Annotated in this window: 16 protein-coding genes, 1 pseudogene and 1 CRISPR repeat array; of the genes and pseudogenes, 5 read left to right on the forward strand and 12 right to left on the reverse strand. The window is 38.6% G+C overall.

Annotation, left to right across the window (positions count from 1 at the left end; translation table 11 throughout):
- Positions 1-272: 272 nt before the first annotated feature.
- From IQ237_RS13210 to IQ237_RS13235, 6 genes are all read right to left on the reverse strand, one after another.
- On the reverse strand, positions 273-1,010 hold the full coding sequence (locus IQ237_RS13210; protein WP_194055825.1) for a M50 family metallopeptidase: 738 nt from the start codon (positions 1,008-1,010) through the stop codon (positions 273-275).
- A gap of 92 nt (positions 1,011-1,102) precedes the next feature.
- Positions 1,103-2,065: an FHA domain-containing protein gene (locus IQ237_RS13215; protein WP_194055827.1), complete on the reverse strand. Its 963-nt coding sequence runs from the start codon at positions 2,063-2,065 to the stop codon at positions 1,103-1,105.
- Positions 2,066-2,192: 127 nt separating this feature from the next.
- Positions 2,193-2,915 (reverse strand): 6-phosphogluconolactonase, encoded by a 723-nt coding sequence (pgl, locus tag IQ237_RS13220; protein WP_194055829.1) that lies wholly within the window; start codon positions 2,913-2,915, stop codon positions 2,193-2,195.
- A 309-nt stretch (positions 2,916-3,224) separates the two neighbouring features.
- Positions 3,225-4,010, reverse strand: coding sequence for an MlaE family lipid ABC transporter permease subunit (locus IQ237_RS13225; protein ID WP_194055831.1), 786 nt, complete (start codon positions 4,008-4,010; stop codon positions 3,225-3,227).
- Between the two features lie 175 nt (positions 4,011-4,185).
- Positions 4,186-4,929 (reverse strand): ribonuclease PH, encoded by a 744-nt coding sequence (rph, locus tag IQ237_RS13230; protein WP_194055833.1) that lies wholly within the window; start codon positions 4,927-4,929, stop codon positions 4,186-4,188.
- A 144-nt stretch (positions 4,930-5,073) separates the two neighbouring features.
- Positions 5,074-5,655, reverse strand: a complete 582-nt coding sequence (locus IQ237_RS13235; protein WP_194055992.1) for a nucleoside monophosphate kinase — start codon at positions 5,653-5,655, stop codon at positions 5,074-5,076.
- Positions 5,656-5,768: 113 nt separating this feature from the next.
- Here IQ237_RS13235 and IQ237_RS13240 point away from each other — a divergent pair, with 113 nt between their 5' ends.
- From IQ237_RS13240 to IQ237_RS13255, 4 genes and pseudogenes are all read left to right on the forward strand, one after another.
- The gene (locus tag IQ237_RS13240; RefSeq protein WP_194055994.1) at positions 5,769-6,305 is read left to right on the forward strand and encodes a P-loop NTPase family protein; all 537 of its coding nucleotides are present in this window, start codon (positions 5,769-5,771) and stop codon (positions 6,303-6,305) included.
- A gap of 202 nt (positions 6,306-6,507) precedes the next feature.
- Positions 6,508-7,626: a magnesium chelatase ATPase subunit I gene (bchI, locus tag IQ237_RS13245; protein ID WP_096572098.1), complete on the forward strand. Its 1,119-nt coding sequence runs from the start codon at positions 6,508-6,510 to the stop codon at positions 7,624-7,626.
- 143 nt (positions 7,627-7,769) lie between these two features.
- Complete coding sequence (locus IQ237_RS13250; RefSeq protein WP_187041336.1) at positions 7,770-8,087, forward strand: hypothetical protein; 318 nt, start codon at positions 7,770-7,772, stop codon at positions 8,085-8,087.
- Between the two features lie 88 nt (positions 8,088-8,175).
- A pseudogene (locus tag IQ237_RS13255) lies at positions 8,176-9,444 on the forward strand (glycosyltransferase).
- Between the two features lie 211 nt (positions 9,445-9,655).
- Positions 9,656-10,136: direct repeats of the CRISPR family, unit length 37 nt; unit sequence GTTTCAATCCCTAATAGGGAGTAATAGAAATTGCAAT.
- A gap of 519 nt (positions 10,137-10,655) precedes the next feature.
- Here IQ237_RS13255 and cas2 read toward each other — a convergent pair.
- The 5 genes from cas2 to cas6 form a co-directional block, all read right to left on the reverse strand.
- Complete coding sequence (cas2, locus tag IQ237_RS13260; RefSeq protein ID WP_194055841.1) at positions 10,656-10,928, reverse strand: CRISPR-associated endonuclease Cas2; 273 nt, start codon at positions 10,926-10,928, stop codon at positions 10,656-10,658.
- A 101-nt stretch (positions 10,929-11,029) separates the two neighbouring features.
- The gene (cas1d, locus tag IQ237_RS13265; RefSeq protein WP_194055843.1) at positions 11,030-12,034 is read right to left on the reverse strand and encodes a type I-D CRISPR-associated endonuclease Cas1d; all 1,005 of its coding nucleotides are present in this window, start codon (positions 12,032-12,034) and stop codon (positions 11,030-11,032) included.
- Positions 12,035-12,181: 147 nt separating this feature from the next.
- A complete protein-coding gene (gene cas4, locus IQ237_RS13270) occupies positions 12,182-12,853 on the reverse strand; it encodes a CRISPR-associated protein Cas4 (protein ID WP_194055845.1) in 672 nt (223 codons plus the stop codon).
- A gap of 44 nt (positions 12,854-12,897) precedes the next feature.
- Positions 12,898-13,266, reverse strand: a complete 369-nt coding sequence (locus IQ237_RS13275; protein ID WP_194055847.1) for a four helix bundle protein — start codon at positions 13,264-13,266, stop codon at positions 12,898-12,900.
- A 114-nt stretch (positions 13,267-13,380) separates the two neighbouring features.
- Positions 13,381-14,199 carry a CRISPR-associated endoribonuclease Cas6 gene (cas6, locus tag IQ237_RS13280; RefSeq protein WP_194055849.1) on the reverse strand — a complete coding sequence of 273 codons (819 nt, stop codon included), beginning with the start codon at positions 14,197-14,199 and terminating at the stop codon, positions 13,381-13,383.
- A 115-nt stretch (positions 14,200-14,314) separates the two neighbouring features.
- Here cas6 and IQ237_RS13285 point away from each other — a divergent pair, with 115 nt between their 5' ends.
- Positions 14,315-14,734 carry a hypothetical protein gene (locus tag IQ237_RS13285; protein ID WP_193943095.1) on the forward strand — a complete coding sequence of 140 codons (420 nt, stop codon included), beginning with the start codon at positions 14,315-14,317 and terminating at the stop codon, positions 14,732-14,734.
- A gap of 122 nt (positions 14,735-14,856) precedes the next feature.
- On the opposite strand, the gene IQ237_RS13290 is transcribed toward IQ237_RS13285, so the two are convergent.
- On the reverse strand, positions 14,857-15,462 hold the full coding sequence (locus tag IQ237_RS13290) for a type I restriction enzyme HsdR N-terminal domain-containing protein (protein ID WP_194055851.1): 606 nt from the start codon (positions 15,460-15,462) through the stop codon (positions 14,857-14,859).
- Positions 15,463-15,472 lie beyond the last annotated feature (10 nt).

The raw sequence follows: 15,472 nt of genomic DNA on the forward strand, positions 1-15,472 counted from the left end.
TAATCCTATAATCCTGGACATCCTGATTCAGACAAAAATGATAATATTAAAAAAACAATCCTGTTAATCCTATAATCCTGGTTATCCTGATTCAGACAAAAATGATAATATTAAAAAAACAATCCTGAAAATCCTCAAATACTGGACATCCTGATTCAGACAAAAATGATAATATTAAAAAAACAATCCTGAAAATCCTATAATCCTGGACATCCTGATTCAGACAAAATAAAATAATAATATCCCAGTCCCCAGTCCCCAGTCACCAGTCATCAGTCCCGATAGGCAACCCGCAGACTTTGGACTAAAATCACCACAGAAGCCACAGCCATCAAAGCACCCCAAAACCAATAAGGTAACAGTAAATATCTTTGCATTTGTGCTGTATCGGAAAGCCCTAAAGATCCAGCACTATAACTAAATAGATAATTTAATTGATGGTAGGTACTCACACAAGCTTGCACACCCAAAAACTGAAGAGCAAAACCCTGTACCCAGCGGGGAGTTTGCAAAGCTACTGCCAAAATAATTAAACCTAGTAAGGGTACTGCTATCAACCCAAACAAAGAACGCACCCAAACCAATGCAGAAAATAGTAAAAACCCCCCTAAAAATTTCAAACTGAGGGAAGCGGCTTTAAAACTGCGGGAAGCAAGAATTAATGCTGCGCCGGCAATAGGTGGACCCATCGGACCTGCGGCCGCAACCAAAGCAGGACCAAGAGGAGCCAAAGTAGAGCGCATGGAATAAGTAGCAACACCAGAACCATTATTAAAAATCTGTAATTTATGAAAATTTCCCCCCAACATCAGAGCCATCAAACCATGACCCATTTCATGAAACCAAGTTGCTAAGATGGTAAATGGATATAAAATATAATCACCTGCTGGGAATTGCCACAAAACAGCAGTGGCGATCGCTGCTCCTACAAGCCAACTTAACCCCATACGTTCAACTTGTGGGGGAACTTCTTGAGTGAGCAAAGATGAAAAATTTTTTGGTTCTCTCATTATGTAATATTCCTACCAATAATCCGTAACTCGTAATTTATAAATACTCATTATTAATTACGAATTACGAATTATCAATTACGAATTATTCTCTAAGAGAGTTGAAATAAGAAAGTTACCAAATCTCCCTTACCCAGACTGATGCGATCGCCTGGACGTAAGCGGTGTCTATTTCCTGGTAATAACGGCAAATTATTAATATAAGTGCCGTTAGAACTACCCACATCTTCTATATAATGTGCATCTCCCTCAACACGAATATCTGCATGAATCCGTGAGACAATTTCTGAATTAGGAAATCCTGCTACATCAATATCTGGGGGAATGCGATCATTAGGTTTACCAATATGAATTACAGACACATTTTGCAGTAATTCAATTTCTTGGTTACTTTGGACATGGAATAGCCGCGCCACCACTTGTTGTAATTGAGTTTTAGATACTGCTACTGCTGGTGCTGGTGCTGGTGCTGGTGCTTCTGGTTGTGGTTGTGGTTCGGGTACTGGTGCTGGTGGAACTACCGCTTCTGGAACTGGCACTGGCACTGGCACTGGCACTGGAACTGGCACAGGTGCTGGCACAGGTGCTGGTGGAACTACCGCTTCTGGAACTGGAACTGGTGCGGGTGCTGGTGTAGGTACGGGTGGAGCTACTGCTGCTGGAGGTGGAACTGGTGCGGGTGCCGGTATGGGTTGTGGAACTGCTGCCACGACTGTTGGTGGTAGAGTAGAAGCAACAGGAGGATGAGTATAAGTGTCGAGTCCTAAAGAATTAGGTTTTAAAAGTTCTAACATGGGGTCAGGAGTAACCAAAGGTGGTACTTCCACAGGAATATCAGGGATATTAGGATCGATGGTTGTACTGACTACCGTTGGTTCTGCTACAACAGGAGCGGAGTGTAGGTTATAGCCACACTGACCGCAAAAAGCAGCATCTGCTTGTACAGTTGCCCCACAACTGGGACAGTTTGTAGTCGCTGGTAACGGCGTATAACAAGCTTCACACTGAACAGCGCCGTCTGGATTGGGATGATTGCAATTTGGGCAGACGATCATGGATTTAAGCCTTAATCAAGTTACTTGTAAAATATATTACTCGCAAGTAGTTATCAGTTACCAGTTGTCAGTGGCACAAAGCAAAAGGCAAAAGGCAATTGATGTTCCCTGTTCCCTGTTCACTAATTTAGGGTTTGAGTTCTAAACCTGCTGCTTCATCTAGCAGCCATAGCAATTCTCCTTGAGGTTTAATCAAGCGAGATGGATAGGTAAAATCATCAGCGGTAGGTGCGAAGACTTGAGCTAAAGCAGGTCTTTTATTAGCACCAGCAGCCAAAAAAATTACACTCCGTGCAGCGTTGATGAATGGGTAAGTAAAAGTGATGCGAGGATTACCGTCTTTGTTACCTACAGTAATCAAGCGATCGCGTACATTAAGAGCTTCTGTATGAGGAAACAAAGATGCAGTGTGGGCATCATCACCCATTCCCAGTAAAACTACATCCAATGGGGGAAAGTTTCCCGGTGCTGCATGGAAAAATTCTTGCAGATGCTGTTCATACTTAGCTGCATCTACCGCTGGATTAGCTGATAAAGTGGGTATGGCGTGAATATTAGCGGCTGGGATAGCAACCCGATCTAACCAGGCACGACGCGCCATAAGTTCATTGCTATCGGGGTGATCTGGTGGTACATAACGTTCATCTCCCCAGAACACATGAATTTTATCCCAAGGCAGGTTTGAAGAGGCTATAGCTTCATACAAAGGCTTAGGTGTGCTGCCACCAGACAAAGTAATAGTAAATTGCCCCCGTTCTTGAATGGCAGTGGCCAATTTGGACAGAATCAAATCCCTCGCCCGTGCTACCAAAGCTGGGAGATCCGGTAAAATTTCAACCTTCTTGTTCATGGGTTCATCATCACATAGCTGACTTTCAGCAATAGAATACCTAATTTCTGACAATTTCCCAGTTTAACTTTTGAAACTTTTAACATCATCAGAGTTAGGAGGCAGGAGAATTTTAGATTTTAGATTTTAGATTTTAGATTGGATTCATCAAATACAATCCAAAATCCAAAATCCAAAATCCTTTCATTGTATCCCCAGTCCCCAGTCCCCAGTCCCTGTTTTTTGACTTGATTTGCTCCCCCTTGTTATAACCAGCAACTTGGTTTATTATCTGATAACTGTTAACTGATAACTGTTAACTGATAACTGTTAAAGTACCGGCTGCTCAAACAGTAGCAAGGCGAGTACAAAATCCATCATAAAAATTGCTACCCAAGTAGTTACCACTGCTGTTGTCGCAGATTCTCCTACTTCCTTAGCACCACCCCTGGTAGTCATTCCCCAACTACAGCCATTAACTGCAACTATTAGCCCAAAAATCAAACCTTTGAGCAAAATAATCAAAATATCTGAAGGTGCTAAAAAATCTCGGACTGATTCTAAAAATCTCTCTGGCGGAACTTGATAAAATTGCCATGCGGCAAAAACTCCGCCACTGATGCCAATAATTACGGCAAAAATCATCATCAAAGGCATCATCAAACAACAAGCAATTACTCTTGGCAGTACGAGATAATCAATAGGATCGGTTTTCAGCATATAAAGGGCATCAATTTGTTCTGTGACTCGCATTGCGCCTATTTCCGCTGCAAACGCTGATCCTACTTGTCCGGCAATAATACTAGCAGTCAAAATTGGGGCTAATTCTCTGCAAAAAGCTAAGGCGAAAGCACCTCCCACAGTCTCCACCGCACCAAATCTCACTAATTCTCTTGCTGTTTGAATGGTGAAAATCATCCCTGCAAAACCAGAGACTAAAAGAACTGGTGACAGAGAACCAGGTCCAGCCTTGACTGTATGTTCTAGAATTTTTCGGTAATAGGTTTTGCCTTGGAGTATGTGCAGGGAAATTTGACCAAAGAGCAACACTGTGGCCAAACAGCGAAAAATCCACAATTGCTCTGGGTTTCTTGATGGTTGCAAGTTTACCGCCATTAGTGTTGATTTTTTGATATTATTCAACACAAGTAACAAAAAGCGGGAAATATTGCACAGAAGGCAGGAGTCAGGAGTTCAAGGATAATTTAACCCAATCACCAATCACCAATCACCAATCACCAATCACCAATCACCAATCACCAATCACCAATCACCAATCACCAATCACCAATCACCCCAAAGCAAACAGGGTATTCCAATTAGGTATTGCATCCCGTTGGGCTATTAATAATTCTTGGATGCCTTTTTCGGCAACATCTAATAACTGATTCAACTGCTGACGGCTAAAGCTGCCTTCCTCTGCTGTTCCCTGGACTTCAATAATTCCTAGATTGTGATTCATGACAACGTTGAAATCTACAGTAGCAGCCACGTCTTCAATGTAGTTAAGATCCAAAAATGCTTCTGATTCTAATAAGCCTACAGAAACTGCTGCCACTTGTCCACATAAAGGCGATCGCTCTAATACTCCCCGCTGCAATAATTGAGAAATACCATGGGCTAAAGCCACAAAACTCCCTGTGATTGCTGTTGTTCTTGTTCCTGCGTCAGCTTGCAATACATCAGTATCTACAGTTAGCGTCCGTTCTCCCAACACTGCAAAATCTAAAGCTGCCCTTAAACTACGTCCAATTAAACGTTGAATTTCTTGTGTCCGTCCCGATAATTTTAATAATTCCCTTTCCTGTCGTTGTTGGGTGGCAGATGGTAGCATCCGATATTCAGCCGTTAACCAACCTTTACCACTGCCGGTTAAAAACCTGGGTACTCCCTCTGTGACACTTACAGTACAAAGTACCTGAGTATCACCGCATTTTGCCAATACTGAACCAGGGGCAAAACGGGTAAAATTAGGGGAAAAACTCAGTGGACGTAGTTCATAAGGGTTTCGACCATCGGGACGCTGCCAAGCCATTTAATTTGCCTCAGAATTTTGAAAATTTGTTCATTCTGCTTTGAGATTATCAGGAGTCAGAGAATAGGGAATAGAGAATTGGGAATTAGAATATATTAATTTTCACCAATCACCCATCACCAATCACCCATCACCAATCACCCATCACCCATCACCAATTAAACTGAGAATATTGTGCTGTACTTGTTCTGGTGAGTCGTCACCATTAATGGTTAATAGACGGCGACGACGATCATAATATTCTAAAATAGGAATGGTGCAATCATAGAATAGTTCTACACGCCGCTGGACAATTTCTGGTTGATCATCTGGGAGCGATCGCCCTAAAGAACGGCTAACCATTACCGCTTCTGGTACTTGCAGATAAATAGCCCAGTCTATTTTTTGCCCTAAACTGTCCAACAAAAAATCTAGTTCTTCAGCTTGAAAAGCAGTTCGGGGGTAGCCTTCTAAGATCCAACCACAATTAACATCCAGTTGACTGAGGCGAACTTTGATACATTCAATCATCATTTCATCAGGAACTAATTCCCCTTTTTCTAGATAAGGTTTGGCAGAGGAGACTAAATCATTTGCTTCACCGTACCCATTAGCTGATTTATTACCAGATATAGTTTCCCTTAAAATCTCACCGGTGGAAATCAGAGGTATATCAAGGTATTTGCAGAGCCTTTGTGCTTGGGTGCTTTTTCCTGACCCTGAACCTCCTAAAATCACCAATTTCACCACAATTCACTCCTGATCATCATTTAAAATTCACTACTGCCTAACTCTGTTTTACTCAAAAAATTAAAATTATCTTAGATAATTGATAGATACTACCGTTTATCTTCATCATGATGGTTGCCCAATTAGAAACCCCCAGTATCAATTCAACACTCAGCTTACAATATTCTGTAGCTGGATTAGTACAGGTTTTCACTAGCTCTCATCGTAACTTTTTTACTAGTGTTATATCACAAGCATTAAGAATTGCTGGACAAGGTACACCAGTGTTAATAGTGCAGTTCCTCAAAGGTGGTATTTATCAAGGACAGGATAAACCTATACAAATGGGGCAAAATTTAGATTGGATTCGTTGTGATTTGCCACGTTGTATAGATACACCAAATTTAGATGAAACAGAAAGCCAAGCATTACAAAAGTTGTGGCAATATACACAACAGGTAGTATCTGAAGGTAAATATTCTCTTGTGGTTTTGGATGAGTTAAGTTTAGCGATTAATTTTGGTTTAATTCCAGAAACAGAGGTTTTACAGTTTCTAGCAAGCCGTCCTTCCCATATTGATATCATTCTTACAGGTCCAGAAATGCCGAAATCTCTATTGGATGTAGCAGACCAAATTACAGAAATTCGTCGCAGTCATCAGCCATAAGAGGAGTCAGGAGTCAGGAGTTTTTTATTTTGGATTTTGGATTGTTTTTGTCAACTCCAATCTAAAATCTAAAATCTAAAATCTAAAATTTTCTTCCCCAGTCACCAGTCACCAGTCACCAGTCCCCAGTCCCCAGTCCCCACACCCAAAAATGTGGCAAAATAGGAAGTTGTAATAAGAAAAATATTGTTAAGGTAATTTAGTGACTCCAACTGCTCAAACTACAGCAAGTGCGCGTCGTGCGGTCTTTCCGTTTACTGCTATTGTCGGCCAGGAAGAAATGAAACTGGCTCTGCTGTTAAATGTGATTGATCCTAAAATTGGTGGTGTGATGATCATGGGCGATCGCGGCACCGGCAAATCTACAACTATCCGTGCTTTGGCAGACCTGTTGCCAGAGATACCCGTAGTTGCCAATGACCCCTTCAACAGTGACCCCAATGACCCGGACTTGATGAGCGATGAAGTCCGTCAGTTAGCTGCTCAAGGGGCTGAAATTCCCATAGCTCATAAAAAAGTGCAAATGGTAGATTTACCATTGGGTGCGACTGAAGACCGGGTTTGCGGTACTATCGACATTGAAAAGGCTTTGTCTGAAGGTGTGAAGGCTTTTGAACCTGGTCTTTTAGCTAAAGCAAACAGGGGTATTCTCTATGTGGATGAGGTGAACCTGTTAGATGACCATTTGGTGGATGTTCTTTTAGACTCTGCTGCTAGTGGTTGGAATACTGTGGAACGGGAAGGTATTTCTATCCGTCACCCTGCGCGGTTTGTGTTGGTGGGTTCGGGAAACCCGGAAGAAGGTGAACTGCGTCCCCAGTTACTTGACCGTTTTGGAATGCACGCGGAAATTCACACGGTGAAAGAACCTGCTTTGCGGGTCCAAATTGTGGAACAACGGGGAGATTTTGATCGTAACCCTGTGGGATATTTGGAACAACACAAGGCGGATCAGGAAGCTTTACAGGAGAAGATTGTTAAAGCTCAGGAATTGTTACCCCAAGTGAATCTTGATTATGATCTGCGGGTGAAAATTTCTGAGGTTTGTTCAGAGTTAGATGTGGATGGTTTGCGGGGTGATATTGTTACTAACCGCGCTGCTAAAGCTTTAACTGCTTTTGAAGGACGGACTGAAGTTACTGTTGATGATATTCGTCGGGTAATTACTTTATGTCTGCGTCATCGTTTGCGGAAAGATCCGTTAGAATCTATTGATTCTGGGTATAAAGTAGAAAAAGCTTTTGCTCGCGTTTTTGGTGTGGAACTTCCTGAAGATGCTACACAGAAAAACGGTACTGGTGTCAAAGCTGGTGTACGTTAGATAAGGTGATTGGGGACTGGTGACTGGTGATTGGTGACTGGGTAATCAATTTTATGTTTCCCTATCAACTATCAAGCATCACCTTTTCCTAATTACCAATCACCAATGACTAATGACTAATAACTAATAACTAATGACTAATTATGAGATTATGGAATTTTTGGGTTAATACTTTAATTTTATCTAGTCAATATAATCCACCGCGATTTATTGAATTGTTGATGTTGCTGCTGGCGATCGCCATGTTAATTATTTCCACAATTATACCAGATACACCTTATTTGGTACTCGGTTTAAGTTTTGTACTTGGGGCTTCAATTTCTATTTTGGTTCGGGAAACAATATCTATCAGGGAAAACGTTCACCCACCTCTTTACCAAAGATTAATTACCCAATTTACAGCTTGTCTTTTACTCAGTATTAGTATTTATGGTTTTGTGGATTTAATTCGGTCTTTGTAAGGGTGATTGGTGATTGGGAAAAGGTATTATTAATTAAGAATTACGAATTGCAAATTATATAATAAAAATTATGAGACTCAGTTTGTGCATGATTGTTAAAAATGAAGAAGCTGCTTTACCAAGGTGTTTGGAAAGTGTGCAAAGTTTAGTAGATGAAATTGTAGTTTTAGATACGGGTTCAACTGATAAAACGCCGGAAATTGCTCAACAATTTGGTGCTAAATTACATTATTTTCAATGGTGTAATGATTTTAGTGCAGCGCGGAATGAAGCTTTAAAATATGTGACTGGTGACTGGGTTTTAGTGTTAGATGCTGATGAAATTCTCACACCAGAAATTGCACCACAAATTAGAGAGGCGATTAGTATAGATGATTATATATTAATTAATCTGGTGCGTCAAGAAGTTGGTGCGACTCAATCACCTTATTCTTTGGTTTCTCGCTTATTTCGTAAACATCCAGAAATTAAATTTGAACGTCCTTATCATGCTTTGGTTGATGATAGTATTGCGGTGATTTTAAATAAGGAGAGTTATTGGCAAGTTGGTTATTTACCGCAGGTTGCGATTTTGCATACTGGATATCAAAAATCTGCTATTAATTAACAAAATAAATATGCTAAAGCTGCAACTGCTATGCTGGAATTTTTTGCAAATCATCCAGATGATGCTTATGTTTGCAGTAAGTTGGGGGCGTTGTATGTGGAAATGGGTAAGGTTAATGAGGGAATAGAGTTATTAAATCGGGGTTTAATTCAGATTGTTGGTAGTCGCAAAAAAACAGATAAAAAACCTTTTGCGTGGTTGAAAGATTCACCTTCTAATCAGGTGAGAAATCTGCGGGATCAAGATATTCAAGAAACAAATTATGATATTTTGTATGAGTTAAATTATCATTTGGGTATTGCACATACACATTTAAAAAATTATCCTTTGGCAATTTCTTATTATCAAGCGGCGGTGAAATTACCTATTTATCCTTTGTTGAAATTGGGAGGATATAATAATTTGGGTAATTTGTTGAAAGCGACGGGAGATTTACCAGGGGCGAAAAATGCTTATGAAACTGCTTTAAAAATTGATGATAGTTTTGTGATTGGGTATTATAATTTGGGGATGGTATGTAAAGCAATGGGTTTGTTTGTTGAGGCAATTGATGCTTATAATCATGCGATTTTTTTAAATCCTAATTATGCAGAAGCTTATCAAAATTTGGGTGTGGTGTTGTTGAAAGTTGGTGATGTGGAGAATAGTTTGGCAGCTTTTGAATATGCGATCGCTCTCCATGAAAAAGATAATCCGCAAGAGGCTAAAAGGTTGCGTCAGGGTTTGCAGGAAATGGGATTTTTGAGGTGACAGGTGACAGGTAAGAGGTGACAGGTGACAGGTGACAGTTTTTAAGAGTGTTTTCTGAAAACAAAAATAGAGATTTTTAGGTTTCAATTCCTCATAGGGATTATTGGAAATTTCAACTTGTCTGAATCAGGATGTCCAGGATTTTAGGATTTACAGGATTATGAGTAATTTTAACTGCAACCGCCACCACAACCACCACTGTTAAAATAATGTTTCAATCCCTAATAGGGAGTAATAGAAATTGCAATCTGCTTGAGAATAATACTGTTCCAATGCTTCCAGGTTTCAATCCCTAATAGGGAGTAATAGAAATTGCAATAAAAGCAATTACGAAGAAATTATCAAGCAATGGAATTACTACGTTTCAATCCCTAATAGGGAGTAATAGAAATTGCAATAGAATTGTTACCAGGTGTTAAGGAAGCATTTACACATTATAGTTTCAATCCCTAATAGGGAGTAATAGAAATTGCAATATCAGGTTTGTTCATTTGTTCTTAATTAAATCGTTTCAATCCCTAATAGGGAGTAATAGAAATTGCAATCAGTGACTTTTCTCTTTTAACTATTTTCTAAAAAGTTTCAATCCCTAATAGGGAGTAATAGAAATTGCAATTTTAAACCAAGCTGGGAAATAAAATGATAAAGAATAATCGTTTCAATCCCTAATAGGGAGTAATAGAAATTGCAATAGCGGGCGGCTGAAAGCCTATATATATATAGTTTTCAAGGTTCAGTTGCGCGGATGAGCTTGTCCTAAGTTGACAATTTCATAGACAAAACTATACTTATATTGACAAAAATCAATATATTTTCCGGAAAAAATCAACTACTTGATATATAATACGGTGATATCAAGTATTGAATTGAGACTATTGCCGACGCGAAAACCAAGCAATGATGGTGGTAGTCTTTTTCAGAAACTTAATTGGAACACAATCGCGTTGGGCTACAGCGTGAAAGTCTACAGAGGGATAACCGCTCCCATGCTCCCGTTGAAGTAGAAAGTAAAGTCTAGTTTTGTCTAGGTTTTATATAGCAGATAATCATAGTCCATTTCAGAAATTGTGTCAAGGGGTAAAATGGCTGAAACTCTTGCTGTGTAAAGTGCGCGGGTGGGTGAGTTGGATAAAAATCATGAAAGCCTTGTATAGAGATAATTTCAGGCATTTTTTGTTCACCTAAAATTTTTACACCCACCCATTCGCGCATCAAGCGAAGAAAACAGTGTGATCGCGGGGTTGTTCACCACCGATTCTTTCTATTTTACCATGACAGCAAGCACAGAGGAAGTAAAAACGGATGCTATCAGTATCTGATTTAATGAGTTTATTAAGACGCGATCGCAGTTTGGCATACTGAGTATCAGTCAACTCACATTCAAAAATACTATACTGCACCCATTGGCCATAAGACTTGAGAATATTGTGAATTTTAGTCCGTCGTTTATCCTCAGAAATATCGTAAGAAACAACAACATTCATAAATTTGGTAATTGGTAATTGGTAATTGGTAATTGGTAATTGGTAATTGGTAATTGCTTAAAACTCTTAACTGTCACCTGTAACCTGTCACCTAAAAACTGTCACCTAATAAACAAAGGTGGATACTTGTCAGTAGTTCCCATTAAATACTTAGCTAATAACCGAGCTTGTAACTCAAAAGATTCTCGATAAGTACATTTTTTACCCATTACCGGATGTTTAAACTCTGATTGTTTTTTCTTCTCATAATGAGTGAGAAAAATTTTCCTACCTTCAGCAGTAAGAGAAACAGCATTACTTAAAGGTTCACTAATAAAATGATCCGGCTTTAAAAGTTGTTTATTCAACAAAGTCAAAACCAAAGAATCAACAACTAAAGGTCTAAATTCCTCCATTAAATCCAAAGCTAAAGAAGGACGATTATAACGATCATAATGGAGATATCCCAAAAAAGGATCAAAACCCACAATATTTACAGCAGCTTGGATATCATGACGTAATAAAGAATATCCAAAACTCAACAAAGAATTTACCGGATCAGTAGGTGGACGACGGACACGCTTAGTAAATTCAAAATTAGGATTAAGAATTAGGCGATTAAAACAACCAAAATAAACCGCACTACCAGCACCTTCTAAACCCCGTAAAGAATCAATACTTTCAGTTTTATCAATCGCTGCAATGACATTTTCCAAACGAGTAATATCAGCAGAAAAATCAAGATTATCAGATTCTCGTTGACGACGCACCAGAAGTTGACGATAATTTTTTAATTTTCCCCTCACAAAACCCTGCACAACATGAATAGATTGAGGTGTATTTCCCGCAGCTTGCCATTGAGCCTTTCTCACAAAAATATTACCAGACATTTCCGGCTGTAACTGTCCTAAATAATGACCTCTTTCATCAATAAAAGATAGGGGAATATGACGAGTCATCAACTCAGAAACCACCGCCGGGGAAACAGTAGAACGACCCAAAACCACCACACCATCTAACTTAATAAATGGTACATCCATGATAATTTTCTTCTCAAATTTAACATTAATTCTTTCATCAACTTTACCGATAAAAGAATCAGCTTGTGCAATGTAAAGAGTACCCATGATAAAATCCTCCTTTTAGGTGACAGTTTTTAGGTGACAGTTGACAGTTGACAGGTGACAGGTGACAGTTTTTAGGTGACAGTAAATAGTTGATTACTCAATCACCAATTCATTATCAATTGTCAATTGTCAATTATCAATTATCAATTAACTTGCTTCTTGATAACGTCCAACTTTATCAACAGCTTGGGGTAAACATCGAGCAAATAAACTACAACCATCACAGCGTTTTGTTTTTACAGATTTTGGCATTGCACCAGTAAACAACAACATTTTTACTGCTTCAATAGTGGCAATAGTATTAGATCGTAATTCTGGCGTAATTTCTACTAATTGACGTTGATGTGTTTGGGCATAATAGATATAACCAGAATTGATATTTTTACCCGTCATTTCCTCCAAACACAAAGCCTGAGCGCACACTTGTAATTCATCATTATCCCATTCTCCCTTGCGTCCGCGTTTATATTCAATTGGGTAATATTCACCATTTTCAAACTCAATTAAATCCGATTTACCAATTAATTGATATTGATCAGATTTGAGATAAATCGCCCGTATTTGGTAAACTTCATCTCGATTTTCTGCGCTCATTGTGTGGACTCGTTCATGTAAACTTGTGCCTTCAATAGTGTATTGATTATCTGTAAATTCACCAGCACAATGAATTAACCAACAGCGATGGGGACAATAGGAATATTGGTTTAATGAAGCGATATTTACGTAATCTTCTGGAGAGGTGATAGGTTGGTAATAGGTGACAGGTGACAGGTGACAGGTGACAGTAGGAAGAGAGTGAGTTTGTTTATTTTGAGACATAGTTAATTCTAAAAAGTGAGATTTGATAGTTTGAATCCAGTTATTTATGGAGTATTTAAGATGCGATAACGAAGAGAAGTGAGCATTTTACTGATTTCTATTATTAGAGATAATGTAGGATTTGCTTGTTCTGAGGTGAGATAATTTAACCTAACTGCCAACATTAAAAAAGTTTCTGTTTCCATTAATGAACCTTTAGCTATAGATAAAAAATGTGCAAAGTCGTTTTTAGTTGTTCCTCGTGCGTGACCCTCAGCAATATTAGCTGGAACAGATGCAGCAGCACGAGTAAGTTGTGAAGTTAAACGATAAATTTCTGTGTGGGGAAATGACCTTGATAATTGATAAATTTGGACTACCATATCCATTGATTTTTGCCACACAATTAAATCTCGATGTGACTCAACCTTCATAACTTACTCCTGTTAACTTACTAACTTACTAACTTACTAACTTACTACTCTGAATTTCTTTACTGTCACCTGTCACCTGTCACCTAATCACTGTCACCTGTCACCTAAAAACTGTCACCTTCTTCTCACCATTCCCATTCCCATAGTCGTTTTTCTCCCAATACCTGCATATAAGGCAAAATCAGCTAAAGCATTAATTTGTTTAATTCCTATTGCTTCCACATCGCCAAGAATGCGATAACTAATGTCACCTAGACAACCAATAAATTTATTGTCATAGTTGCTAATAACCTCAGTTCTGATATTAAAAGCACTAGGATAAATTGATTCCAGGGTAATATTAGTTAATTCAATTCCGCTATATTTATTCCAGCGATTTAACAAACTATTAAAAACAGATTCCTTTGTAGGTAAAACGTTGTCAAAACCACCTTGACGAAAAGCTACAGGTGTGGAAAAGATAAAATTAATTATCCTTTCTTTCTCGCTTGCTGCTTCATATAATTGGGAATAGGTGCAAACATTAGCCCAAGGTTGAGAAGATTGGGGTGTACCTTGAATGCTGGTGATAAATAAATTAGCTGACCCTAAACGCCAAGGTTGTTCTGGGTTAAGATTCAACCATAAAGGTGTGAGTTGACTAAATAAATTATCATCTAATAAAGAGATGCGCCACCAACAGGGAGTACCTGCGGGAATGGAGTTTTTATGATTATATTGCAAGATATTAGATTGGGTTTTGTGTTTACTTTGTATTTGCAAAGGTGAGAGGGTAAAGGCTTTATCGGCGTTTGATTCGTGGAGGTAGTCGCCTAATTTTCTATCAACAGAACTGACTAGATTTAGGAATAAGGCGTGATAATGTCTACCGGAGAGGAAATTGGGGTAAATGGGAGATTGGGGGGTGATGTTGAGGATGAGACTGTGGGGCATATTTTTGGCAGTGTAATACAGTTTGTGAATAGATTGTGAATAGAGAATGTAAGTTAAGAGGGAATTAGAGTATAGACTATATAAAGTAACAAAAATTGCAGAAATGGTAAAGCAAATGACAGTTGATAATTATCTTGAAGCAACGGAACTCACCAAAAAATTAGAAGCTAGTTTGCCAATTAAAGTCAAAGCAGGAAAAGAGTTTATAAAAATGTTGAAGAAAAGAGGAGAAATAGTAAACCCAGAGAAAGAATTTGAGGTTAATTGGGTAGCTTATTCTGGGGATGAAGGCGGGATTATGTGCAGATTAGTTAGCAAAAACGATAATCCCGAAGGTGAAGATAAAGTACAATATGTAGTATCTATTACCCATCTCAAAATAGATCCGAATCATCCCCATGCAGAAGAAATAGCAACTTATCAACGGGAGCGAAATCGTAAGTTAATGTTACAAAATCGTGGTAGTCTAATGACTGAATTAATGCCTTTACACTCTCCTAAAAAAAGGAAGAGTAGTAAAGGTTTTGGTAAGTAATTAGCTCCGAAAACGGTATTGCATCAACTTAAAAAGTTTTACATTTTTGAGGTCATCAAAATAGTAATATTCTCCTCGCGTTTTTACATTTTGACTCAGGCTAACTGGAGGCATATTTACCGCTAAATGAGTGCTTGAACTAGAATCCGCATTAGGGGGTCTAAATCATCAGGAACACGATAACTATCAAGTCCTTGAATGAGATGTTTATTAATGCGATCTAGTTGAGCAAATTCCCATATTTTGCCAGTGGTAACTGAACCAATAATGTGAGTTTGTTGTGGATTTTCTTGCCATTGATCTAGCGCAATTAATTCTGCAAAGAGTTGAGTCATCCCATAATCCAAATCCTCTTTTTTAGCTTCAATTACTAGGAGGTTATTTCGATTTTTAATTAGATAATCAAAGTAACCTTGTAATTGTTCAGTGACTTTAATTTGATACTCAATTCTTACCTCTGATTTAGTATAGTGAACTAAGTCTAAAATGATGGGAGAAATTAATACTTCTCGGCGACTTGTTTCGTTAGCTAAATCAAAGTATGGCAGAATTTCATCAAGTCTTGCTTGTAGTTCTTGTAATCGGTCTAAATTTTCGGGATATTGGGGTAAATTCAAACGTTTTCGAGTGAATGTATAGCCAAATTCTTGAGCAAAATCTTGAGGGGAAATGTGCATTTCAAAATATTTGCTAAAGGTATAAGATTGAGACGGATCAAGAATGGTCATGATCTAATTT

Origin of the sequence: Sphaerospermopsis sp. LEGE 08334 (assembly GCF_015207205.1) — a bacterium.
Lineage (GTDB): Bacteria > Cyanobacteriota > Cyanobacteriia > Cyanobacteriales > Nostocaceae > Sphaerospermopsis.

What these genes read in the sequence shown, in the direction of transcription:
- IQ237_RS13275 (WP_194055847.1), bottom strand. Translation starts at nt 13,266, where the DNA reads ATGAAGGTTGAGTCACATCGAGATTTAATTGTGTGGCAAAAATCAATG.
- IQ237_RS13240 (WP_194055994.1), top strand. Translation starts at nt 5,769, where the DNA reads ATGGTTGCCCAATTAGAAACCCCCAGTATCAATTCAACACTCAGCTTA.
- cas2 (WP_194055841.1), bottom strand. Translation starts at nt 10,928, where the DNA reads ATGAATGTTGTTGTTTCTTACGATATTTCTGAGGATAAACGACGGACT.
- pgl (WP_194055829.1), bottom strand. Translation starts at nt 2,915, where the DNA reads ATGAACAAGAAGGTTGAAATTTTACCGGATCTCCCAGCTTTGGTAGCA.
- cas4 (WP_194055845.1), bottom strand. Translation starts at nt 12,853, where the DNA reads ATGTCTCAAAATAAACAAACTCACTCTCTTCCTACTGTCACCTGTCAC.
- IQ237_RS13250 (WP_187041336.1), top strand. Translation starts at nt 7,770, where the DNA reads ATGAGATTATGGAATTTTTGGGTTAATACTTTAATTTTATCTAGTCAA.
- IQ237_RS13225 (WP_194055831.1), bottom strand. Translation starts at nt 4,010, where the DNA reads ATGGCGGTAAACTTGCAACCATCAAGAAACCCAGAGCAATTGTGGATT.
- IQ237_RS13290 (WP_194055851.1), bottom strand. Translation starts at nt 15,462, where the DNA reads ATGACCATTCTTGATCCGTCTCAATCTTATACCTTTAGCAAATATTTT.
- rph (WP_194055833.1), bottom strand. Translation starts at nt 4,929, where the DNA reads ATGGCTTGGCAGCGTCCCGATGGTCGAAACCCTTATGAACTACGTCCA.
- cas6 (WP_194055849.1), bottom strand. Translation starts at nt 14,199, where the DNA reads ATGCCCCACAGTCTCATCCTCAACATCACCCCCCAATCTCCCATTTAC.
- IQ237_RS13215 (WP_194055827.1), bottom strand. Translation starts at nt 2,065, where the DNA reads ATGATCGTCTGCCCAAATTGCAATCATCCCAATCCAGACGGCGCTGTT.
- IQ237_RS13210 (WP_194055825.1), bottom strand. Translation starts at nt 1,010, where the DNA reads ATGAGAGAACCAAAAAATTTTTCATCTTTGCTCACTCAAGAAGTTCCC.
- IQ237_RS13285 (WP_193943095.1), top strand. Translation starts at nt 14,315, where the DNA reads ATGACAGTTGATAATTATCTTGAAGCAACGGAACTCACCAAAAAATTA.
- cas1d (WP_194055843.1), bottom strand. Translation starts at nt 12,034, where the DNA reads ATGGGTACTCTTTACATTGCACAAGCTGATTCTTTTATCGGTAAAGTT.